Annotated in this window: 16 protein-coding genes, 2 tRNA genes and 1 pseudogene; 5 read left to right on the top strand and 14 right to left on the bottom strand. The window is 67.5% G+C overall.

From position 1 onward, the window contains the following. The first annotated feature begins 372 nt into the window (after positions 1-372). Positions 373-1,395: an endonuclease/exonuclease/phosphatase family protein gene (locus tag AC1DZQ_RS06100; RefSeq protein WP_476962668.1), complete on the top strand. Its 1,023-nt coding sequence runs from the start codon at positions 373-375 to the stop codon at positions 1,393-1,395. On the opposite strand, the gene AC1DZQ_RS06095 is transcribed toward AC1DZQ_RS06100, so the two are convergent. The 3 genes from AC1DZQ_RS06095 to AC1DZQ_RS06085 all read right to left on the bottom strand — a co-directional run bounded on the left by AC1DZQ_RS06095 (position 1,392) and on the right by AC1DZQ_RS06085 (position 3,834). Next, positions 1,392-2,456, bottom strand: a complete 1,065-nt coding sequence (locus AC1DZQ_RS06095) for a glycerophosphodiester phosphodiesterase (RefSeq protein WP_476962667.1) — start codon at positions 2,454-2,456, stop codon at positions 1,392-1,394. The two genes, AC1DZQ_RS06100 and AC1DZQ_RS06095, sit on opposite strands and share 4 nt — an antisense overlap. 169 nt (positions 2,457-2,625) lie before the next feature. Next, complete coding sequence (locus AC1DZQ_RS06090) at positions 2,626-3,417, bottom strand: SDR family oxidoreductase (RefSeq protein ID WP_476962666.1); 792 nt, start codon at positions 3,415-3,417, stop codon at positions 2,626-2,628. Positions 3,418-3,444: 27 nt separating this feature from the next. Beyond that, entirely contained in the window at positions 3,445-3,834 is a 390-nt protein-coding gene (locus AC1DZQ_RS06085) for a DUF488 domain-containing protein (protein ID WP_476962665.1), read from the bottom strand. A 95-nt stretch (positions 3,835-3,929) separates the two neighbouring features. On the opposite strand from AC1DZQ_RS06085, the gene valS reads away from it, so the two are divergent. Then, positions 3,930-6,548: a valine--tRNA ligase gene (gene valS / locus AC1DZQ_RS06080; RefSeq protein WP_476962664.1), complete on the top strand. Its 2,619-nt coding sequence runs from the start codon at positions 3,930-3,932 to the stop codon at positions 6,546-6,548. A gap of 127 nt (positions 6,549-6,675) precedes the next feature. On the opposite strand, the gene AC1DZQ_RS06075 is transcribed toward valS, so the two are convergent. The 7 genes from AC1DZQ_RS06075 to AC1DZQ_RS06045 form a co-directional block, all read right to left on the bottom strand. Beyond that, the gene (locus tag AC1DZQ_RS06075) at positions 6,676-8,583 is read right to left on the bottom strand and encodes a glycoside hydrolase family 15 protein (protein WP_476962663.1); all 1,908 of its coding nucleotides are present in this window, start codon (positions 8,581-8,583) and stop codon (positions 6,676-6,678) included. 352 nt (positions 8,584-8,935) lie between these two features. Continuing rightward, positions 8,936-9,553: a mycothiol-dependent nitroreductase Rv2466c family protein gene (locus AC1DZQ_RS06070; RefSeq protein ID WP_476962662.1), complete on the bottom strand. Its 618-nt coding sequence runs from the start codon at positions 9,551-9,553 to the stop codon at positions 8,936-8,938. 129 nt (positions 9,554-9,682) lie between these two features. Continuing rightward, positions 9,683-10,966 carry an ATP-dependent Clp protease ATP-binding subunit ClpX gene (clpX, locus tag AC1DZQ_RS06065; RefSeq protein WP_476962661.1) on the bottom strand — a complete coding sequence of 428 codons (1,284 nt, stop codon included), beginning with the start codon at positions 10,964-10,966 and terminating at the stop codon, positions 9,683-9,685. Positions 10,967-11,097: 131 nt separating this feature from the next. Further along, positions 11,098-11,757, bottom strand: coding sequence for an ATP-dependent Clp protease proteolytic subunit (locus AC1DZQ_RS06060; protein ID WP_026266422.1), 660 nt, complete (start codon positions 11,755-11,757; stop codon positions 11,098-11,100). Between the two features lie 38 nt (positions 11,758-11,795). Further along, entirely contained in the window at positions 11,796-12,434 is a 639-nt protein-coding gene (locus tag AC1DZQ_RS06055) for an ATP-dependent Clp protease proteolytic subunit (RefSeq protein ID WP_028277848.1), read from the bottom strand. A gap of 298 nt (positions 12,435-12,732) precedes the next feature. Further along, positions 12,733-14,127: a trigger factor gene (gene tig, locus AC1DZQ_RS06050; protein WP_476962660.1), complete on the bottom strand. Its 1,395-nt coding sequence runs from the start codon at positions 14,125-14,127 to the stop codon at positions 12,733-12,735. Positions 14,128-14,194: 67 nt separating this feature from the next. Further along, positions 14,195-14,269: transfer RNA gene (locus AC1DZQ_RS06045), tRNA-Pro, on the bottom strand. A gap of 130 nt (positions 14,270-14,399) precedes the next feature. Here AC1DZQ_RS06045 and AC1DZQ_RS06040 point away from each other — a divergent pair. Beyond that, a tRNA-Gly gene (locus AC1DZQ_RS06040) sits at positions 14,400-14,470 on the top strand. Between the two features lie 79 nt (positions 14,471-14,549). Here AC1DZQ_RS06040 and AC1DZQ_RS06035 read toward each other — a convergent pair. The 3 genes and pseudogenes from AC1DZQ_RS06035 to AC1DZQ_RS06025 form a co-directional block, all read right to left on the bottom strand. After that, positions 14,550-15,468, bottom strand: a pseudogene (locus tag AC1DZQ_RS06035) (Fpg/Nei family DNA glycosylase). Next, positions 15,468-15,959: a ribose-5-phosphate isomerase gene (locus tag AC1DZQ_RS06030; RefSeq protein WP_476962659.1), complete on the bottom strand. Its 492-nt coding sequence runs from the start codon at positions 15,957-15,959 to the stop codon at positions 15,468-15,470. Before AC1DZQ_RS06030 ends, AC1DZQ_RS06035 begins: the two are co-directional and overlap by 1 nt. A gap of 216 nt (positions 15,960-16,175) precedes the next feature. Next, positions 16,176-17,177 carry a hypothetical protein gene (locus AC1DZQ_RS06025; protein WP_476962658.1) on the bottom strand — a complete coding sequence of 334 codons (1,002 nt, stop codon included), beginning with the start codon at positions 17,175-17,177 and terminating at the stop codon, positions 16,176-16,178. Positions 17,178-17,709: 532 nt separating this feature from the next. Here AC1DZQ_RS06025 and pepN point away from each other — a divergent pair. Both pepN and AC1DZQ_RS06015 read left to right on the top strand, forming a co-directional pair. After that, positions 17,710-20,265 carry an aminopeptidase N gene (pepN, locus tag AC1DZQ_RS06020; protein WP_476962828.1) on the top strand — a complete coding sequence of 852 codons (2,556 nt, stop codon included), beginning with the start codon at positions 17,710-17,712 and terminating at the stop codon, positions 20,263-20,265. 81 nt (positions 20,266-20,346) lie between these two features. Next, entirely contained in the window at positions 20,347-20,832 is a 486-nt protein-coding gene (locus AC1DZQ_RS06015) for an OsmC family protein (RefSeq protein ID WP_476962657.1), read from the top strand. Positions 20,833-20,865: 33 nt separating this feature from the next. Here the strand turns inward: AC1DZQ_RS06015 and AC1DZQ_RS06010 are convergent, their stop codons facing one another. Next, positions 20,866-21,879, bottom strand: coding sequence for an NAD-dependent epimerase/dehydratase family protein (locus tag AC1DZQ_RS06010; RefSeq protein WP_476962656.1), 1,014 nt, complete (start codon positions 21,877-21,879; stop codon positions 20,866-20,868). Positions 21,880-21,950 lie beyond the last annotated feature (71 nt).

The raw sequence follows: 21,950 nt of genomic DNA, 5'->3' as shown, positions 1-21,950 counted from the left end.
CCGCACCCTTCGAGAAGGGGGCTGCACCGGCGTCGGCCGCTCATTACTGCTGTGACGGGCTTACCCGTCCGGTTCTACTGGCCCACGCACGCGTTGTGGCGACTGAGTCTCCACCGCCCGCGGGGGTGTTCTTCCGGAAGCTCACCGGTGATGGCCGGGTCAAAGCTGCTACGTCGATGTTACCGGAGAAAACAATGCGTTTCACTGACCCAATGCAGTCACACCGCGGCGACGCTCCATTGAGGCAGCGCAGCAAACTCCGTTTTGAGGGGGCGACGCCGGCGGCCCGACTGCATAGACTCATGCCATGACCGTCCCCCGGCCGCCCCGGGCCTACCCGTGAAGCGCCGCAGCCCCAGCCGACGCTGGCACGTGTCCTCTGCCCTCTGCGCCGCGCCCGTTGCGGTGGTGTCCGTCTTCCGGGCGGTCCCGGCGCCGTGGCCTGCCCCGGTGGTCCAACTCGTGGCTTTCACACCCTGGTTCGTGCTCCCCGCCGGCGCGGCCTTCCTGCTGGGGCTGCGGGCGCGCCGTCCCTGGCTTGCCCTCCCGGCTGGCGCCCTCCTGGCCTTGCAGCTGCTCTGGCTGTTCCCGCCGGACCGGGTGGCGGACCGGTTCCTGGCCCGGCAGGTGGGTCCCTCGCAGGGACAGGAAAAGTCCATCGGACAGGGCACCGGACAGCGGCCGGCGGCCGAACTGAAGGTCATGACCCTCAACGCGTGGAAGGGCCAGGCGGACGCCACGGAGGTGGTTCGGCTGGTGCGCGAAAACGGCGTCGGGCTCCTTGCCGTCCAGGAACTCGCCCCGGCCCTGGAAGAGCGGTTGGATGCGGAAGGGCTGGGCGCGCTGCTTCCGCACCGGATCAGCCGCTCGAGGGACGGCGCGGGCGGCGGCGCCGTGTACTCCGCCCGCCCGATCGTTCCGTTGGACTCCGTGGACGGTTCCGCCTTCCACATGCCCACGGTGCAGTTGGAGCTTGACGCCGGCGGCCGTCCGGTCACACTCGCCGTGACCAACGTGCACACCAAGGCACCGGTGTGGGGCCGGGCCGGGCAGTGGCGGAGCGAATTGGCCGCCCTGGGCCGCCTTGCCGCCCGTCCCGGCAACATGCTGCTGCTGGGCGACTTCAACGCCACCCTCGACCACGCCGAGTTCCGCCAGATGCTTCAGGGCCAGGACGGGATCCGGCCCGGCGGCCCCCTTGTCGACGCCGGCGCCGCGGCCCTGGCCCGCCTGGTCCCGACCTGGCCCATGGCCGGTCCCCCGTTGCCGGGCGTGGTGATCGACCACATCGTGACCGGCCCGCAGGTGCTCAGCAGCGGCTATGCCGTGCTGCCGGTGGCCGGGTCGGACCACGCGGCGCTGCTGGCCACGCTGTCCGTCCCGGCGGAGGGCTAGCTGCGCGGCAGTTTCATGCCGGTCTCGGCCATCACGTCCCGCAGCCGGTCCGGGTAATCCGTGATCAGCCCATCCACTCCGGCGCCGATGAGCGCGCGCATGGTGGGCTTGTCATCCACGGTCCACGGGATGACCTGCATGCCGGCCGCGTGGGCACGTCGGACCATGTTGGCGGTGACGTAGGGAACATAGCCCGGATCCGTCACGGCGCCGTTCTGCGGCGTGCCGTGCACCGGAGAGATGGCGTCGAAGCCGAGGGAGGAGGCTGCGGCGACGAGGTCTCCGCCGAAGTCATCGGCGTCAATTCCGCCCAGCCACGGCGACTTGCCCGGCTGGCCTGCCTGGAGGAAGTCCTTGTTGGTCAGGGCCACGGTGCGGATCTGGGGATCGCGCTGTTGGACCAGGCGCAACGAGCCCCAGTCGAAGCTCTCAATCGAGACACGGCTCTGCATGTGGGCGGCCGTGATTTCGCGGAGCGCGACGTCGACGAACTGCTCACGCGGCGCGGTTTCCTGCGGCGCGCCTGCCTCCACCTTGGTTTCGATGTTGAACTTCACCTGGCTGGCGTGGTGGGAGTCCGCCAACGCGAAGACCTCGGCCAGCGTGGGCATCTTTGCGCCCGGCGAGGCAACCTGCCCCGGGAACTGGGGCAGCGTGAGGCTGCCGCAGTCCAGGCTGCGAACCTGCGCGAACGTCAGGTCCTTGACGTACTTGCCGACGTAGGGGAACTGGGGGTCGTTCGGCGTGACAGGGGCGGTGTCCAGGCACTTCTGGCCGCTGATCTTGCGGTCGTGGGTGATGACCTCGTGGCCGTCCTTGGTGATCTGCAGGTCAAGTTCGAGGGTGGAGACGCCGGTCTCGATCCCCTTGGCGAAGGACGCCAGCGTTGACTCGACAGTCAGGCCGATGCCGCCGCGGTGGGCCTGGAGATCAAAGTGGTTGTCCTGGCCGTTGGTGTTGGTGTCGGCCGCGTGGGCCTGGGCCGCGTTTGCTTGGACTGGGGCGGCGAGGAGCAGGGCTGCGCTGAGTACGGCAGCGCCGAGCTTCGTCGGGGTTCGCATGGGAAAGTTCTCCACTCTGGTGGTGTGCAGTTGCACGGGCCACCTTGCCCCGCCGCGGCCAACTCCGGACCAGCGCAGCCTGACCAGCGCACCACGCCACGGTGAACGTCCGGTGTCGCCCCCGGACGCCCCCACTCCCCGCGCCTGGATCCGGGCCCAGACCTGCCCCCTACTGGCTCTTGCGGATCAGCTTGTAGTTGGCCGCCTGCGCCACCGGGCGGATCACGATCTGGTCCAGGTTGATGTGGTGCGGCGCCACGACGGCGTAGCGGACCACATCGGCGACGTCGGCGGCCGTCAGCGGCTTCTCGACTCCCTGGTAGACCTTGGCCGCGGCGTCCTGGTCGCCGAGGCGGTTCAGGGCGAACTCCTCGGTCTGCACCAGGCCGGGAGCCACCTCGATCACGCGGAGGTTGTGCTCGGCCTCTTCCAGCCGCAGGGCGCCGGTCAGGGCGTGCTGGGCGAACTTGGCCGCGTTGTAGCCCCCGCCGCCCTCATAGGCCGAGAGCCCGGCGGTGGAGGTCAGGTTCAGCACGGTACCTTCACCGCAGGCACGCAGCATGGGCAGGAACGCGCGGATCAGCTTCATGCTGCCCAGCACGTTGACCTGGAACATCCATTCCCAGTCCTCGGTCTTGGCTCCGGCAACCTTGTCGGCGCCGCGGGCACCGCCGGCGATGTTGATCAGGGTGTCGATGCCGCCGGCCCGGGTCACCTCGTCGAGCAGCCGGGCCACATCGGCGTCGTCGGTCACGTCGGCGGGAAGGGCGACGGCGCCGGTTTCGGCGGCGAGCGCCTCGAGCCGGTCGGCACGGCGGGCGACGGCGAACACGGTCCAGCCTTCTTTGCGGAGCGCACGCACCGTGGCCTCGCCGATCCCGGTGCTGGCGCCGGTGACTACTGCTGCTTTGGCTACTTTTGCCGTGACTACTTCTGCGCTGTTGTGGATTCCCTCAGTCATGGCACCACCCTAACGGCATTGTCGGGCTCATTTCCTACTGTTGCTGCCGTGCTCCAGGAACTCCTTCAGCACCCGGGCATGGTTGGTCTCCGGGTCCCGCGCACCGAACAGCAGCGTCACTTTCCCGTGCTCCGCGGCGAGGTCCCGGAGCGTCTGCACGGCGGGGTTGCCCTCAAGCTCCGCTTCGTAGGCCGCCCGGAAATCCGCGAACCGTTCCCGCATGTGCCCGAATTCCTTGCGCAGCGGCGGGGACGGCGCCACGTCCTTGAGCCAGAGCTCCAGTTGGGCCCGTTCCTTGCTGACTCCCCGCGGCCAGAGCCGGTCCACCAGGACCCGGCAGCCGTCGTCGCCGGAAGGGTCGTCATAGATGCGCTTGATCGCGAAGATTCCGGCAGAACTTCCTTGAGAATTGCCCATCTGCGCATGCTACTGCAGGGCCGCTAGCAGTCCTCAGTACTCTCAAACATCCCACCGTTGGTACGTTCGGGTGGAAATAATGGAGAATTGAGCCCATGGCTGAAGACACGCAGGGTACAGACACGCCCACCACCGCCCCCATCAACGTTCCGGACAAGCCCGCCCTGGAGGGGCTGGAAGTCGCGCTCACGCAGCGCTGGCTTGACGAAGGGACCTACAAGTTCAACCCGGACACCACCCGGGAGCAGGTCTACTCGATCGACACTCCCCCGCCCACGGCGTCGGGATCCCTCCACGTCGGACACATGTTCTCCTACACGCAGACCGACGTCGTGGCGCGCTACCAGCGCATGACCGGCAAGAACGTCTTCTACCCCATGGGCTGGGACGACAACGGCCTGCCCACCGAGCGCCGCGTGCAGAACTACTACGGCGTGCGCTGCGACCCCACCGTCACGTACGACGCCGGCTACCGCCCCCCGGCCGAGCCCGCCAAGAACCAGCGCGACTTCGACGTCGTCTCGCGCCGGAACTTCATCGAGCTGTGCGAAGAGCTCGCTGTCGAGGACGAGAAGGTCTTCGAGCACCTGTTCCGGACCCTGGGCTTGTCCGTGGACTGGGACCTGACCTACCGGACCATCGATGACAAGTCCCGCGCGATCTCGCAGCGCGCCTTCCTGGCAAACCTGGCCGCCGGCGACGCGTACATGGCCGAGGCGCCCACCTTGTGGGATGTCACGTTCCGCACCGCGGTGGCCCAGGCCGAGCTTGAGGACCGCGAAGTCGCCGGCGCCTACTACCGCTACCCGTTCTTCACCGAAGACGGCGAGAAGATTTACATCGAGACCACCCGACCGGAGCTGTTGGCTGCCTGCGCCGCGCTTGTGGCGAACCCCGACGACGAGCGCTACAAGCCGCTGTTCGGCAAGAAGGTCACCTCTCCACTGTTCGGCGTCGAGGTAGAGGTCAAGGCCCACCCGCTCGCCAAGGCGGACAAGGGCTCTGGCGCCGCGATGGTCTGCACCTTCGGTGACCTCACCGACGTCACCTGGTGGCGCGAACTGCAGCTGCCCACCCGCGCAATCGTGGGCCGCGACGGCCGCATCCTCGGCGAGACCCCGGAGTGGATCACCACCGAAGAAGGCCGCGCCAACTTCGCGGCCATCGCCGGCAAGACGGTGTTCAGCGCCAAGGAAGCCGTGGTGGAGCTCCTGGCGGCCGCGGACCTGCTCGACGGCGAGCCCAAGAAGATCATGCACCCGGTGAACTTCTTCGAGAAGGGCGACAAGCCCCTCGAGGTCGTTACCTCGCGCCAGTGGTACATCCGCAACGGCGGCCGCGACGAGGACCGCCGCGAAAGGCTGATCGGCCGCGGCAACGAGATCGAGTTCCACCCCGCCTTCATGCGCTCCCGCTACGAGAACTGGATCTCGGGGCTCAATGGCGACTGGCTCGTGTCCCGCCAGCGCTTCTTCGGCGTGCCGGTACCGGTCTGGTACCCCCTGGATGCCGCCGGCAACCCCGAATACGATGCACCGATCGTCCCGTCCGACGCGCAGCTCCCCGTGGACCCCGCGGCGGATGCGGCCCCCGGCTACGAGGAAGCCCAGCGCGATGTGCCTGGCGGCTTCACCGGAGACGCGGACGTCCTCGACACCTGGGCCACGTCCTCGCTGACGCCGCAGATTGTGGGCGGCTGGAGCACCGACGAGGCGCTCTTCGCGAAGGTCTTCCCCTTCGACGTGCGCCCGCAGGCCCATGACATCATCCGAACCTGGCTGTTCTCCTCCGCCGTCCGCGCGGACGCGCTGCAGAACACCGCACCGTGGAAGCACGCGGCCATCTCCGGCTGGATCCTGGACCCGGACCGGAAGAAGATGTCCAAGTCCAAGGGCAACGTCATTGTGCCCACGGATGTGCTGGAGGAGTACGGCTCGGACGCGGTGCGCTACTGGGCGGCCTCGGCCAAACTCGGCGCGGACACCGCCTACGAGATCGCGCAGATGAAGATCGGCCGCCGCCTGGCGATCAAGCTGCTCAACGCCTCCAAGTTCGTCCTGAACCTGGGTGCCACCGAGGACTCCGTCGTTTCCGGTGACCTGTCGGTCCTGAGCAACCCGCTGGACCGGGCCGTCCTGGCCCAGCTCGCCGACGTCGTCACCCAGGCCACCAAGGCGTTCGAGGGCTACGACTACGCCCGTGCCCTGCAGATCACCGAGAGCTTCTTCTGGAACTTCACGGACGACTACGTGGAGCTCATCAAGGACCGCGCCTATGGTGCGGCCGGCGAGGAGCAGCAGGCGTCCGTGCTGGCCGCCCTCGCGACGAGCCTGGACACCCTCCTGCGGCTCTTCGCGCCGTTCCTGCCGTTCGCCACGGAGGAAGTCTGGGGCTGGTGGCGCACCGGTTCCGTGCACCGCGCCCAGTGGCCCTCCGCCATAGCGGTCGACGGCGACACGACCCTCCTGGCCACTGTCGGTACCGCGCTCAGCGGCATCCGCAAGGCCAAGTCAGAGGCCAAGGTCAAGCAGCGCACCGAGGTGCTGTCCGCGACGATCACGGCCTCGGAATCCCTCACGACCCAGCTGAAGGCTGGCCTCGCCGACCTCAAGGCCGCCGCCAACGCGCGTGAACTGGCGCTCGTCGCCGGCGAGGGCGAACTGGCCGTCAGCGACGTCGTACTGGCACCTGCCGAGCCGCCTGCCCAGGCATAAGGCCGGCGGGCCATCCGGAAACTGATTTCCGGAGACTGACGCTGATTTCCGGAAACTGACGGGGGCGCCGTGCCAGGGAAACCTGGCACGGCGCCCTCATTTGTTCCCACCAAGCCCTCCGGCAGGGTTAGGGCGCAGCGGCGCGGTCCTCGGCCTGGCTGATCGCCCAGGCAGCGTTGACGAGGCCGATGTGGCTGAAAGCCTGCGGGAAGTTGCCCAGGAGCTCGCTGCTGTCCGGGGCGACCTCTTCGGCCATCAGGCCCAGGTCGGTGGCAAACGCGGCCGCCCGCTCGAAGACGGCCCGCGCGCGTTGGGGGCGTCCGGCGAGGGCCAGGGCGTGCGCCAGCCAGAACGTGCACAGCAGGAACGTGCCCTCCTCCCCTGCCATGCCGTCGTCGGCCAGGTAGCGGTAGACGAGGCCGCGAGGGTCCGTCAGCCGGTCCTCGATCGCCTCAATTGTGGCGATGATGCCCGGATCATCGGCCGGCAGGAATCCCACGATGGCGAGCATTAAGGCGGAGGCATCGAGGTCCTCGGAGCCGTACGCCTGGGTGTAGGCATGCGCCGCCGCGCTCCATCCCTCGGTGCGGATGGACGCCGCAATCTCATCCCGCGCCTGGGTCCAGCGCGGAATCCTTTCGGTTGACTGCAGGATTCCTGCCAGGGAGATCGCGCGGTCCACGGCGACCCAGCACATGAGCTTGGAGTGCAGGTAGTGGCGCGGTTCGCCGCGGACTTCCCAGATGCCGTGGTCCGCGGACCGCCAGCGGGCGGCGGCCGTGTCCGCGGCGTCGGCGAGGAACTTCCGGGTCTCCGGTGCCAGCTCCGCGAGATACTCCGGCAAGGTCGCGGCGGCGTCGAGGAGCTCGCCGTAGACGTCGAGCTGGCGCTGGTTCCAGGCGCCGTTGCCCACCCGGACCGGGGAGCTGGCGCGCCAGCCCGGCAGGTGGGCGAGCACGCGTTCGGGGAGTTCCCGCTCCCCGCCAATGCCGAACATGATCTGCAGTTCCTCGCCGGCGGCCAGTTGGTTGGCGGCCGCGGTGGCCAGGAACTGGAAGAACCTTCCGGCCTCGTCCGGGCACGCCGCCACCCAGAGGGCCTGCAGGGTCATGCTGGCGTCCCGGATCCAGCTGTAACGGTAGTCCCAGTTGCGTGTGCCGCCGGCCACCTCCGGCAGCGACGTGGTCGGGGCGGCCACGATCGCGCCGCTCGGGTAGTAGCTCAGCGCCTGCAGGATCCTTCCGCTGCAGGCGACGAGCTCCTGCCACGGGCCGCGGTAGTTCTGGTGAATCCCGGACCAGCTGGTCCAGCCCTGCACGGTGTCCTCAACCCTGCGCCCAATCTCAGCCTGGCTCCAGAACATAGGGGCGCCGTTCCCGCCTGCCTTGGCGTCGCCGGTCTTGGCGTCGCGGGTCTGGGAATCGCGGGTCTGGGAGTGGAGGGCAAAGCCTGCAACGTCTCCGGCGCGGAGGCTGAGGCGTGCGCGCACAGTATCAGTCTTGGCGTCGGTACTCAGCTGGAACGCTGCCGGGGTCGAGACCGACAGCACCACGTCCCCCGCACGGACCAGGAACCCGCCGTCGGCGCCACGGAGCAAGGGCCAGGTGAGCACCGGCCTGGCGAGGCCGTAGTCGGGCCGGGCGCACAGGACGACGTCGACATCGACGGAGCCCTGTGTGCAGGACACCTGGCGCAATAGGGTGCCCGGGGAGTCTGCGCCGAGCTCGTGGCCGCGCCGGCCCTCCCCTAGGGCGAGGGCATCCGTGACGGTCACGCATCCCCCGGCGGTGGTGTGGGTGGTTTCCAGGACCATCGTGGGTCCGAGGTAACGCCGGGTCGTGGAGTGGGCGCCGGCGGGCCGGATCGACCAGAATCCCGCCTCCGGGCCGAGGATCCGCCCAAACACCGAGGGGCTGTCAAAGCGGGGGAAGCACAGCCAGTCCACGGAGCCGGCCACGCTCACCAGCGCACCTGAGCAGCAGTCGGACAGGAGGGCGTAAGCCGCGATTGGTTCACTGCTCTGGACGCTACTCATTGGCACACTCTGACCAGTTTTCGGGCAAAGGGGAAGCCCCATCAGCGTTAGCCGTTGGTGGGGCTTCGACTTTTCGATTGTCACGTGACGTCTTAGACAATCTGGCGGGATCCTTAGACTTCCAGGTCTTCCTACCTCGTCACTGGTAGCCATCATCTGACTTTGCCGAAGGCTGCGTCGGATGAGTGTCACTGAATCTTTGGTTCCCGCGTCCCTCTTCTTGCGAAGTGGGTAAGTTCTATTGTTGTCCCCCGGTTTGCGATGCACAAGGGCCCCGGTAGAACTACATCGGAGTAGTTCTACCGGGGCTCCCGAAAGGCCGGGCAGGGTGCCCGTCGCGCTGCCTTCAGGCCTAGTTGAAGACCGGGCTTTCGGTCCGGCTGCGCTTGATTTCGAAGAAGTAGGGGAAGGATGCCAGGGTCACCGTGGCGTCCCAGATCTGTCCGGCTTCCTCGCCGCGCGGGATGCGGGTCAGGACAGGGCCGAAGAAGGCCGTGCCGTTGAAGGCGACGACGGGGGTGCCGACGTCCTGTCCGACCAGCGAGATGCCTGCCTCGTGGCTGGCGCGGAGCTGCGCATCGAATTCGTCGCTCTGGCCGGCGGCCGCAAGCTCGGCCGGCAGGCCTGCCTCGGCCAGGGACTTGGCGATCACCTCGTCGATATCCTTGATGCCCTCGTTGTGGATCTTGGTGCCCATGGAGTCGTAGAGCGGCTTGATGTACTGCGCACCGTGCTGTTCAGCGGCGGCGGTGATGACGCGGACGGGAGCCCACGCCTTCTTCATGAACTCGCGGTACTGCTCGGGCAGCTCCTCGCGGCCCTCATTGAGCACGGCGAGGCTCATCACATGCCACTCGGTCTTGATGTCGCGGACTTCTTCGACTTCGCCAATCCAGCGGGAGGTGACCCAGGCGAAGGGGCACATCGGGTCGAACCAGAAGTCGGCTTTGTTGGTCAAGGTTTCAGACACAGGTGTTCTCCTTTAGGAAGTCTGCGGGGATGGCGCGCTGGCGTGGATCACCTACACGGCGCACCAAAGGTCACAGCGACCGGTACGGATGATTTATTCCGAGTGAGCTATTCCAATTGAGGCAGGCGATCAGGCGGACTTGCGGCGCTTGACCTCGTCGTGGGCGATCAACGTGGGCGCTGCCTTCTTGGTCACGACCTCTTCCGTGATCACGACGCTGGCGACGTCGTCGCGGCTGGGGAGGTCGAACATGACCGGGAGCAGGACTTCCTCCATGATGGCGCGGAGCCCACGGGCTCCGGTGCCGCGCTCCAGTGCCTGGTCGGCAATGGTGTTGAGGGCCTCGTCCTCGAAGATGAGCTCGACGCCGTCGAGCTGGAACATCTTTTGGTACTGCTTGACGAGGGCATTCTTCGGCGTGGACAGGATCTGGATGAGCGCCGCGCGGTCCAGGTTGGAGACGGTGGTGATGACGGGCAGGCGGCCGATGAATTCCGGGATCAGCCCGAACTTGAGCAGGTCTTCCGGCATGACCTCGCCGTAGGAATCCGTGGTGTTCTTGACTTCGTTGAGCGGGGCGCCGAAGCCGATGCCCTTGCGCCCGGACCGCGAACCGATGATGTCCTCGAGCCCCGCGAAAGCGCCGGCCACGATGAACAGCACGTTGGTGGTGTCGATCTGGATGAACTCCTGGTGCGGGTGCTTGCGTCCGCCCTGCGGCGGGACTGAGGCCACCGTGCCCTCGAGAATTTTCAGGAGCGCCTGCTGCACGCCCTCGCCCGAGACGTCCCGGGTGATGGACGGATTTTCGCTCTTGCGTGAGATCTTGTCGATCTCATCGATGTAGATGATGCCCTGCTCGGCCTTCTTGACGTCATAGTCAGCGGCCTGGATGAGCTTGAGGAGGATGTTCTCAACGTCCTCGCCGACGTAACCGGCCTCCGTCAGGGCCGTCGCGTCGGCCACGGCGAACGGGACGTTGAGGCGGCGGGCGAGGGTTTGGGCCAGATACGTTTTGCCGCAGCCGGTGGGGCCGATCAGCAGGATGTTGGACTTGGCGATCTCGACGTCGTCGTGGTGCACGCCGTCGGCGAGGCTGCCGCTCTTCGGCGCGTGGCCGGCCTGGATCCGCTTGTAATGGTTGTAGACCGCGACGGCGAGCGACCGCTTGGCGGGTTCCTGGCCAATCACATATTCCTGCAGGAAATCAAAGATCTCGCGGGGCTTGGGCAGTTCGAAACTGCCCAGGTCAGCTACTTCCGCGAGTTCCTCTTCGATGATCTCGTTGCAGAGTTCGATGCACTCGTCGCAGATGTAGACGCCGGGCCCGGCAATGAGCTTGCGGACCTGCTTCTGGCTCTTTCCGCAGAAAGAACACTTCAGCAGATCAGTGCTCTCGCCAATCCGAGCCATGTGTGAACCCCTTTAGTAGCTTGCTGCTGGCTGTGACATGATCCACTCTAGGTCACTTTGGGCCCGTTGGGTGGAAAGCGGACACCGGTGCGGCCAAGTAAAACTGCCGCACCGGCGTCGCGAATTGCTGATTAGCGCGCGATTGCCTGGGGCTTGATCTTGCGGGAATCCAGGACCTGGTCAATGAGGCCGTACTGCATGGCCTCGGCGGCCGTGAGGATCTTGTCCCGCTCGATGTCATTATTGACCTGCTCCGGCGTCCGGCCGGAGTGCTTGGCCAGCGTGTCCTCGAGCCAGGAGCGCATGCGCATGACCTCGGCGGCCTGGATCTCCAGGTCCGAGGCCTGCCCGCCCTGTCCGCCGGACAGTGAGGGCTGGTGGATCAGCACGCGGGCGTTCGGCAGCGCCAGGCGCTTGCCCGGCGTGCCGGCCGCGAGCAGCACGGCGGCGGCGCTGGCCGCCTGGCCAAGGCAGACGGTCTGGATCTCGGGCCGGATGTACGTCATGGTGTCGTAGATCGCGGTCATGGCGGTGAAGGAACCGCCCGGCGAGTTGATGTACAGCGTGATGTCGCGGTCCGGGTCGGTGGACTCGAGCACCAGCAGCTGGGCCATGACGTCGTCCGCCGAGGCGTCGTCGACCTGCACGCCGAGGAAGATGATGCGGTCCTCGAACAGCTTGGTGTACGGGTCCTGGCGCTTGAAGCCGTAGGGGGTGCGCTCTTCGAACTGGGGCAGCACGTAGCGGCTGCTCGGCAGGTTGCCGGCAGTCGAACCGAAGTTGTAGTTCATGTTCATTGCTCCTGAATTCATTGCTGTCTACCTGCCGGTCAGTTCTCGGTGGCTGTCGCAGCGCCGCCGCTGTTGCCGGAGCCGTTGGCGTTGGTTCCGCCGCCGCCGGCCACGGATCCGGCGTGCGCCGCGATCTTGTCGAAGAAGCCGTATTCGAGGGCTTCCGGGGCCGTGAACCACTTGTCGCGGTCGTTGTCCTTGAGGATGGTGTCCACGCTCTGGCCGGTCTGGTCAGCGGTCAGCTCGGCCATGACCTTCTTCATGTGCAGGATCAGCTCGGCCTGGATCTTGATGTCCGACGCCGTGCCGCCGATGCCGCCGGAGGGCTGGTGCATGAGGATGCGGGCGTTGGGGGTGGCGTAGCGCTTGCCCTTGGTGCCGGAGGAGAGCAGGAACTGGCCCATGGACGCGGCGAGGCCGGTGGCAACCGTGACAACATCGTTCGGGATGAACTGCATGGTGTCATAGATGGCCATGCCGGCGGTGACGGAACCGCCGGGTGAGTTGATGTAAAGGTAGATGTCCCGTTCGGGATTCTCCGCCGAGAGCAGCAGCAGCTGGGAGCAGATCGCGTTGGCGTTGTCGTCGCGGACCTCGGAGCCGAGCCAGATGATGCGCTCTTTCAGCAGGCGGTTGTAAATGTAGTTATCCTGGGCTGCCGGATCGACCGTGGCCATCCGGGGTGCCCCTGCTTGCTGTGACATATGTACTTACCTCTCGCTGGCGACGGTGACGCCACTGGACGACGTCACTGAACTTTCCTACAGCGACACTAACCGTTTTCACGCCCGCTTTGTTCGCTGGCGCCGGGCTGTTCGCTGACGGCGCACGATTGCCGGGACCGCGCACGCCGGGTCCCGATGGCGCGGCCTTCGCGGCCCTGAACGGAGCGTCCCGGCGGGGCATGGCCGCAAAGGCGCGGGCTTAAAACGAACGGCCCCCGGATCGGTGATCCGGGGGCCGTCAGCGGTAATGCTAGAACTTCACTGCTGCGGGGTCATCGCTCGGCGTGGCCTCGGTGGCTGCATCTTCTGCGGCTGCTTCTTCCTCAACGGACTCGGCGGCCGGGGCAGCCTCGTCGCCGGGGCGGACGAAGTCGCTCAGGTCAACCTTGTTGCCCTCGGAGTCGGTAACCTCGGCCTGGCCCAAAACGACGGCCAGTGCCTTGCGGCGGCGGACCTCGGAAACCATCATGGGCACCTGGCCGCTCTGATCGATGATCTGGGCGAACTGGTTCGGGTCCATGCCGTACTGGCTGGCGGTGGTGACGATGTAGTCGATCAGCTCGTTCTGGCTGACGTTGACTTCTTCCTTTTCGGCGATGGCGTCAAGGATGATCTCGTTCTGGAAGGCGCGCTCGGTGTTGGCCTTGACCTCGGCGCGGTGCTCCTCGGTGTCGTGCTCACCTTCACCGTGGGCGTTTTCGGCGTTGAAGTGCTGCTCAAGCTGCTCTTCGACGATCGAGGCCGGGACGGGAACCTCGACGAGCTCAACGAGCTTGTCCAGGACCTTGTCGCGGGCCTCGACGCCCTGGTCTACAACCTTGGACTCGGCGGCCTGCTTGGCGAGGTCCTCACGGAGTTCGGCCAGGGTGTCGAATTCGCTGGCGAGCTGGGCGAAGTCGTCGTCGGCGACGGGGAGCTCGCGCTCCTTGACAGCCTTGACGGTGACCTTGACCTGAGCGGACTCGCCGGCGTGCTCGCCGCCGACCAGCGTGGTGTCAAAGATGGCGTCTTCGTCGGCGCTGAGGCCGGTGACGGCCTCGTCGAGGCCTTCGAGCATGGTGCCGGCGCCAACCTGGTAGGACAGGCCGGAGGCGGAGTCAACGTCGGCGCCGTCGATCGAGGCTGCGATGTCGATCGTCAGGAAGTCACCATCGGCGGCCGGGCGGTCCACGGACTTCAGCGTGCCGAAGCGGCCGCGGAGCTCGTCCAGCGCCTTGTCGACGTCGGCGTCCGAAGACTCGGCGGCGGCGACCTCAACCTTGATGCCGGCGTAGTCGGGCAGTTCGATCTCGGGGCGGATGTCAACCTCGGCGTGGAACTTGAGTTCGCCGTCGGTGGCGGACGGGTCCGGAACCTCGGTGATCTCGACCTCGGGACGGCTCAGGGGGCGGATGCCGGTTTCCTGCACGGCGGCCTGGTACCAGCCGTTGAGGCCTTCGTTGATGGCCGTCTCCAGGACGTAGCCGCGGCCAACGCGCTGGTCAATGAGCTTGGAGGGGACCTTGCCCTTGCGGAAACCGGGGACCTGGATCTGCGAAGCAACAGTCTTGTATGCCTCTGCGATGCTGGGCTTCAATTCCTCAAAGGGGACCTCAACATTGAGCTTGACCCGCGTGGGGGTGAGGTTCTCGACAGCGCTCTTCACAGTCTAAGTACTCCTGGTGTGGGGGGATAGGGTTCTGCATTGCCACGTGCTGGCAGTGCTTGCAGAGTCGGGGTGACAGGATTTGAACCTGCGACTTCCTGCTCCCAAAGCAGGCGCTCTAGCCAAGCTGAGCTACACCCCGTAAGTGCACAGAACAGTCTACGGTCATACTGCGCCCATTTGCACATTTGACACCGGGGCCCTGCATTAGGTTTAGTTGTATCCGGCTTGAACAGCCGCCCGGAAGTTTGCCGGAGTGGCAGTGAGATCCCGGGGACGTAGCTTAATGGTAAAGCCTCAGTCTTCCAAACTGATTACGCGGGTTCGATTCCCGTCGTCCCCTCAGAAATATGACGAAATAAAGCCCCTCTCCGGAGGGGCTTTTTTCATGCACACTTCCTGCCTGGGGCATATATGCCGGCTCAGGCCTGCTGGCAGGCGGGGCACCAGTAGAGCTTACGGGCGCCGAGTTCGGTCAGGGCCACCGGCGTCCCGCAGTCCCGGCAGTCGAGTCCGTGCCGCCGGTAGACGAAATGCGACTCTTCCGGGGCGGGCAGAACGCCACGGGAGGCGCCGGTCCCGGTCCTGTTCCAATAGAGCCGCGGCGTCGTGATGATCCGGCCGTCCCGGACGCCGTCGGACATCATGGCCGCGGTGTCGTCCCAGAGCCGGTGCGTTGCGTCCGGTGACAATTCGACCCCGGGCAGCCAGGGGTTGAGGCGCTGCCGGAACAGCAGTTCGGCCCGGTAGACGTTCCCGACGCCGGCAATCACCTTTTGGTCCATGAGTAGGGCCGCCAGCGGCGTGCGTTTGCCCGCCACCGTGGCGGTGAAGGCGTCCCGGTCGCCCGGAAGGTTCCGCAGCGGGTCCGGGCCAAGCCGCGCCAGCACGGCGGCCGCCTCCGCTTCCGTGATCGCCTCGCACGTGGTCGCGCCCCGCAGATCAGCCCAGCCGTGCGCACCGGCGAGCCGGACACGGACGGCGCCAACCGGCGCCGGCGGGCCGGAGTACGCGGCGGACTCGGCCGCACCGCCGTCGTCGTAGACTTCCCGCTCCCCCACCTTCCGGGGTGCGCCGATGCTGGACGCGCCGCGGAAGGTGGCGTCGCCGCCGAAATCCCAGGCGCCATAGAGGCCTAGGTGGACGTGCAGGACCAGCCCGTGCTCGAACTCCAGGAAGAGGTGCTTCCCGTGCGCCACGGAACCGACGAGGGTGTGGCCGTCCAGCAGCGCCGCACCCTGGGCAAACCGGCCCTGCGGGCTGGAGACCGCGAGCCGCTCCCCCCGTGAAAACGTCCGCGAACTGGCGGGCGAGCCGGTGGACGGAATGTCCTTCCGGCACTAGTCGATGACCTCGCCGGTGCGCTCGTACGTGGCGATCTTGCCGATCCGGCGGACGTGGCGCTCATCGTTACTGAAGGGTTCGGCCAGGAACGCCTCGATGATTTCCGTCGCCTCGTCCACGCTGTGCTGGCGGCCGCCGACGGCGACCACGTTGGCGTCGTTGTGCTCACGCGCCAGCTGGGCGGTGGAAAGGTTCCAGGCCAGCGCGGCGCGGACGCCCTTGACCTTGTTGGCGGCGATCTGTTCGCCGTTGCCCGAGCCGCCGAGGACGATGCCCAGGGCGTGGGTTCCGGCGTCCTGGTCCGCGACGACAGCGAGGGCGGCGTTGATGCAGAACGACGGGTAGTCATCCAGGGCGTCGTAGACCGTCGGTCCATGGTCCACCACTTCGTAGCCCTTGGCGCTGAGGTGGCTGACCAGGTGGGCGCTGAGCTCCATTCCGGCGTGGTCGGTAGCAATGTGCACGCGGGGCAGGTCAGAAATGGTCACGGCTGTTCCGTTCGGTTGCGGCGCCGGGCGGCGGCGGGGGCGGTTGGGGTCTGGTCCAAGCGTACTAGGCCGGGTTATCCGGGACGGTGCTGCAGCCGGCCGGGCGCCCCACTGGAGGGTCGTGTTACGCGGCCGTGTCACGCCGTCGTGCTTCACCGTTGATTTGCACCGCGGTGCTACACGGCGGTGCTACACGGCGGGTGTCCCGCCGCGGGGCTACACGGCGGGCGTCCCGCCGTTCCGCCGGGCCCTGTCCGCCACCCGGGAAAGCGTTTGGGCAATGTTGTCCGCCGACGTGGCGCTTCCGCCGCTCACCGCCAGCCGGCGCCCGTCGGAGCGGTCGATGACCACCGCCGGGCCGCTGCTGACCAGCAGCGCCGTGGTGTTGCCGTGGATCCGGTATCCCCACCCGCCATAGTCCGCCGCCGTGACATCCCTGGGCGTTGCGGCGTCGATGGCCGCGGCCGGAACCTCCATCACCCGGACGAACCCTGCCGCGAAGACGTGCAGGCCGCTGCGGTCAACCCGGATCCGGGCGACCAGGAACGCCGCGGCCACCAAGGCAGCGGCCACCAGGATGACGGACAGCCACGGCACGGCGATGGTGAGCAGGGCGGCGGGCAGAAGTGTCGCGATGCCGAGCATGACGAAGATCGAGCTGCGGGCGTGCACCCAGAGGCTGACCCGGTCCCTGGCCAAATCCGGATCCCGTTCGCGCTCGAGCGCCTGCCGGACGGCGAGGTCGTCATCGACGGACCAGCGCTCGTCGGCTTTGAAGACGAACCCCATGACGACGCCCAGGCCGAGGGCCGCGCCGCTGCCGAGGGCCAGGACCGAGGCGTCCACATGGGATCCCCGCGCATCGGGCAATCCGAGCTGGCCCACGAGCATGGCGGCGAGGACGGTGGTGACGAAGAGGCTCATGGACAGGCCGGCGCCCATCATGATGCGGCGCATCATCGCGGGGCGGGACAGCGGCACGGCCTGCAGCAGCACGGCCCAGCCGATCACCACGATCAGCGAGGCACCGGCGCCCGTGACTGCGGTGAACGGCGCGAAGTCGGCGGCACCGGCGTCGGTCCAGCGGATGGCCAGCGGCTCGGGCAGATCCCGGCGCACCAGAAGCGCACACACCACAAATCCGGCCGCCAGCATGATTGGGAAACCGATGGCAAAGCGCATCGCCCTGGCATCAACTGAGTCACGGATCTTTCCCATACCCCAACGCTACCGCGGCCGCACCTTGAGGGATCTGGGGACGTGCGCGCAGGTCAGGAGGCCGACGGGAGGGAACGTGGCTCATCTGACACGAATGGCCGCTAAGCACGTTCCGTAGCGGCCATCTGTGGTGAACCGATGGGGTGCGGGCCCGCGCAGCCCCGCAAAGAACCCGCCCGAGGCCGACGCCGAGGTCCCCGCCCCTAGGCCGAGGCCGACGCCGAGATCCCCGCCCGAGGCCGAGGCCGACGCCGAGTCTGAGGTCCGCCGCTGAAGCCGACGCAACGCAGTGCCCGCCACATCTAGCCGCGCCGCCCCAATCCGCACCCATCTGACACGAATGGCCGCTAAGGCATCGGTCTAAGGGCCATTCGTGGCAAATCGTGGACTGGGTGCAGAGGCTTTGGGGGTGACATTGTGACCGGGCTACCTTGCCAAAGGCTCCTGACGTGAAAGAATGATTTCACAGTATCGCCGGCGGCTGCGGCCGGCCGGCTGTATCCATCTTCTTCTGGAGGCCCCTTTGCCCGGTATGAACCTGACCCGCGCCGAAGCCCGCGAGCGCGCCGCCCTGATCGACGTCGACTCCTACGAGGTCAGCCTGGACCTGACCCGCGGCGAGAAAGTCTTCGGCTCCACCACGGCCGTGACGTTCCGGGCCAAGCCCGGCTCGTCGACCTTCATCGACGCCGTGACCCACGCCGTGCACAGCGTGAGCCTCAATGGCCGCGAACTGGATCCGGCCGAGGTCTCTGACGGCGTCCGGATCGAGCTCCCGGACCTGGCGGCCGAGAACCACCTGATCGTGGTGGCCGACGCCCCGTACATGAACACCGGCGAAGGCCTGCACCGCTTCGTGGATCCGGTGGACAACGAGGTCTACCTCTACACCCAGTTCGAGGTCCCGGATTCGCGCCGCATGTTCGCCGTCTTCGAACAGCCCGACCTCAAGGCCAGCTTCACCTTCACAGTCACGGCCCCCTCGCACTGGGACCTCGTGTCCAACTCCCCCACCCCAGTGCCGGTCGAGACCACCCCCGGCGCCGACGGCGGCGCCCGCTCCGTGTGGGAGTTCACGCCGACTCCGCGGCTCTCCTCCTACGTCACCGCGCTGATCGCCGGGCCGTACCAGTCGGTGCGCAGCGAGGTCACGTCGGCGGAGGGCCGGGTCACCCCGCTGGGCATCTTCGCCCGCAAGTCGCTGATGCAGTACCTCGATGCCGACAACATCTTCGAACTCACCCGGCAGGGCTTCGAATTCTTCGAGGCCCAGTTCGGCTGCCCCTACCCGTTCGAGAAGTACGACCAGCTCTTCGTGCCGGAGTTCAACGCCGGCGCCATGGAAAACGCCGGGGCCGTCACCATCCTGGAAGGCTACGTCTTCCGCGGCAAGGTCACCGACGCCCAGGTGGAACGCCGCGCCATCACCGTCCTGCACGAACTCGCGCACATGTGGTTCGGCGACCTCGTCACGATGCGCTGGTGGAACGACCTCTGGCTCAACGAGTCTTTTGCCGAGTACATGTCCCACCTGGCCGCCGTGGAGAACACTGAGTTCGGTCACGCCTGGACCACGTTCGCCTCCGTGGAGAAGTCCTGGGCGTACCGGCAGGACCAGCTGCCCACCACGCACCCGATCTTCGCCGAGATCAACGACCTCCAGGACGTCGAGGTCAACTTCGACGGGATCACCTACGCCAAGGGCGCCTCGGTGCTGCGCCAGCTCGTCGCCTGGGTGGGCCCGGAGGAATTCATGTCCGGGGTGCGCGAGTACTTCAGCAAGCACGCCTGGCAGAACACCGAGCTCAGCGACCTCATGGCCGAACTCGAGAAGGCCAGCGGCCGCGACCTGGAACGCTGGGGCCAGCTCTGGCTCGAGACCGCCGGCGTCAACACCCTGACACCGGAAATCTCGGCGGACGCGGACGGCACCATCGGCTCCTTCGCCATCGTGCAGTCGGCGATCGAGAGCGAGCCGACGCTGCGGCCGCACCGCCTCGCCGTCGGCTTCTACAACCTCAACGGCGCCGGCAAGCTGGAGCGCGTGCACCGCGAAGAGCTCGACGTCGACGGCGAGCGCACCGAAGTTCCGGCCCTGGCCGGCCTGATCCAGCCCGACCTGATCCTGCTCAACGACGACGACCTCGCCTACGCCAAGGTCCGCCTGGATCCGAAGTCCCTCGCCACCGCGACGGCCCACCTGAAGGACTTCAGCCAGAGCCTTCCCCGCACGCTCGTGTGGGGCTCAGCCTGGGACGCGGCGCGCGACGGCGAATCCCCGGCCCGCGGGTACGTGGACCTGATCCTCGCCAACATTGCCGAGGAATCCGATTCCTCCGTGATCCTGGTCCAGCTCCGGCAGCTCGCCACCACGCTGACCTTCTACGTGGCCGAGGAGCACCAGGAAGCCACCGCCGTGGCGGCGGCCGACAAGCTCTGGGGGCTCGCCTCGGCCGTGCCTGCCGGCTCCGACGCCCAGCTGCAGTTCGTGAAGTCCTACGCCCTGCTGGCCCGCAGCGCCGGGCAACTGGAGACCGTGTCCGGGCTGCTGGACGGCTCGCTCACCCTCGACGGGCTGAGCGTGGACCAGGACCTGCGCTGGGAGCTGCTGACGTCCCTCGTGGCAGGCGGCCGCGCCGGACAGGAGCGGATCGACGAGGAGCTGGCGCACGACAACACCTCCAACGGCCAGAACGCGGCGGCCCAGGCCAAGGCCGCCATCCCCACTCCGGAGGCCAAGGCCGAGGCCTGGGAATCGATTGTGGTCAAGGGCGACCTGTCCAACGCCCTGCAGGGCTCCGCGGTGGCCGGCTTTACCCGGGTCCTGGACACGTCCCTGCTCGAGCCGTACGCCGAGAAGTACTTCGAGGCCGTCCCGGGCATCGTGGCCAACCGCACCCACGCGCTGGCCTCGCAGATCGTCGTCGGGCTCTACCCGGCCCAGCTGACCACGCAGGCCACGGTGGACCGCACGGATGAGTTCCTGGCCGCACTGCCGGAGGGCAGCTCGGCGCTGCGCCGGATGATGCTGGAGAACCGCGACGGCGTTGCCCGCGCCCTGCGGGCCCGCCAGGCCGACGTGGGCTAGGAGCCGCGCTCCCCCGGCAATCCTGGAACCCCGGCGCCGCCCCTGTGCGGCGCCGGGGTTCCGTCGTTCTAGGCTGGAGTCATGAGCCTTGACGAACACCGCTATGCGCTGACTGTCCGCTGGACCGGGAACCTCGGGGCCGGTACGTCCTCCTACCGCGGATATTCACGCGACCACGACGTCGAGATCCCCGGGCTGCCGGTGTTGCACGGCTCAGCCGATCCGACCTTTCACGGGGACCGGCAGCGCTACAACCCCGAACAGCTGCTCCTGGCCGCACTCTCGCAGTGCCACATGCTCTCCTTCCTGCACGTGGCCGTGAAGCACGGCGTGGTGGTGACGGCCTATGAGGACCGGGCCGAGGGCCTGATGCGGACCAACCGGGACGGCAGCGGGCAGTTCGAATCCGTCACACTGAAGCCCCGGGTGACCGTGGCGGAACCGGCGGCCCCGGATGTCCTGGAGGAGCTCCACGTCGAGGCCAACAAGGTCTGTTTCATCGCCCGCAGCGTCAACTTCCCGGTGCTGCACGAGCCCACGGCGGTGGTGGAGGGCCAAGCAGACTGAACAAGCGTGGACTGAACGCCTCAGGCGGGACCGTCAGCCGCGCCCGGCCGAGGCCTCTGCCCGGTACTCGGACACGATCCGGCGCTCCGTCTCCGGGCTCATTCCGGCCTTGCGTTCACGGCCGAGCCCGCGGCGGCATTCATCTTCCAGGGTGTCCCGCAGCGTGTCCATCCAGGGCCGCAGCCACAGCCCGGCTGCCCGGGCGGCGTCATTGCTGCGGGTCGCGAAACCCTCGTGGCCGGGCGGCAGCCACAGCGGCAGCGAGTCCGGCCCGGCCCAGTAGTTCGCGCCGTGGGACACCAGCCAGTCCTCGGGGGCGACAACGACCCCGGAGTCGGCGTCGGCGAGCTGACGGGCTTCCTCCAGGTAGGCGGCAAAGGGCACCGGCTCACCGACGGCGTTCAACGCCCCGGTGGTCCCGTTTTCGGCGGCGGTGAGGATCCAGGCCGCGAGGTCGCGGACATCGATGATCTGGGTGGCGTCAGCGGGGATGTCCGGGACCAGGACGGGATCATCGTCCCGGGCAAAACGGGCAGGCCAGTACCCGTAACGATCAGAGCCGTCCCCCGGTCCGCCGATCAGCCCGGCACGGCAAAGGTGCGCCTTGTCCCCTGCCAGTTCCCAGGTCAGGTGCTCGATCGCGGACTTGGCTTCGCCGTAGTTATCCATGCTGAGTTCCGTGCCCGCAGCCAGCGGCGGGAGCACCTGGGCGTCCTCGGCGGCTCCGGCCACGGAATGGTCCGCGTAGACCGAACAGCTCGAGATGAAGGTCCAGTGCCGGGCCGAGCCGGCCAGTGCCTCGAGCGCCTCCCGCGCCTGGTCAGGGTCCCGCGAGACGTCGACGACGGCGTCCCAACCGCCGCTGGCGGCGGCCCCCTCGTAGGCAGTCTTCCCCTGCGAGCGGTCCGCGCGCAGCCACGTGGCGCCGTCGGGCGGCGGGGAGGCGGTACCGCGGGCCAGGCAGGTGACGTCGTGGCCGGCCGCCAGGGCCTGCCGGGCTATTTCCGCTGACAGGAAGACGGTGCCGCCGAGAACCAGGATGCGCATGGGGTCACGCTACGGCGCTAATGTTGAAGTAGACCAGAGTGTTATGCGCCCGGCGAACGCCCGGCGCCTAT

The organism is Arthrobacter sp. P1_C12_2, assembly GCF_056406415.1.
This window is presented reverse-complemented; position numbering and strand designations above follow the sequence as displayed.

Bases quoted from the DNA above. Each gene is read 5' to 3' on its own strand.
- AC1DZQ_RS06095 (WP_476962667.1), bottom strand. From the start codon at position 2,456: ATGCGAACCCCGACGAAGCTCGGCGCTGCCGTACTCAGCGCAGCCCTG.
- AC1DZQ_RS06090 (WP_476962666.1), bottom strand. From the start codon at position 3,417: ATGACTGAGGGAATCCACAACAGCGCAGAAGTAGTCACGGCAAAAGTA.
- AC1DZQ_RS06085 (WP_476962665.1), bottom strand. From the start codon at position 3,834: ATGGGCAATTCTCAAGGAAGTTCTGCCGGAATCTTCGCGATCAAGCGC.
- valS (WP_476962664.1), top strand. From the start codon at position 3,930: ATGGCTGAAGACACGCAGGGTACAGACACGCCCACCACCGCCCCCATC.
- AC1DZQ_RS06075 (WP_476962663.1), bottom strand. From the start codon at position 8,583: ATGAGTAGCGTCCAGAGCAGTGAACCAATCGCGGCTTACGCCCTCCTG.
- clpX (WP_476962661.1), bottom strand. From the start codon at position 10,966: ATGGCTCGGATTGGCGAGAGCACTGATCTGCTGAAGTGTTCTTTCTGC.
- AC1DZQ_RS06060 (WP_026266422.1), bottom strand. From the start codon at position 11,757: ATGAACTACAACTTCGGTTCGACTGCCGGCAACCTGCCGAGCAGCCGC.
- AC1DZQ_RS06055 (WP_028277848.1), bottom strand. From the start codon at position 12,434: ATGGCCACGGTCGATCCGGCAGCCCAGGATAACTACATTTACAACCGC.
- AC1DZQ_RS06025 (WP_476962658.1), bottom strand. From the start codon at position 17,177: ATGGGAAAGATCCGTGACTCAGTTGATGCCAGGGCGATGCGCTTTGCC.
- pepN (WP_476962828.1), top strand. From the start codon at position 17,710: ATGAACCTGACCCGCGCCGAAGCCCGCGAGCGCGCCGCCCTGATCGAC.
- AC1DZQ_RS06015 (WP_476962657.1), top strand. From the start codon at position 20,347: ATGAGCCTTGACGAACACCGCTATGCGCTGACTGTCCGCTGGACCGGG.
- AC1DZQ_RS06010 (WP_476962656.1), bottom strand. From the start codon at position 21,879: ATGCGCATCCTGGTTCTCGGCGGCACCGTCTTCCTGTCAGCGGAAATA.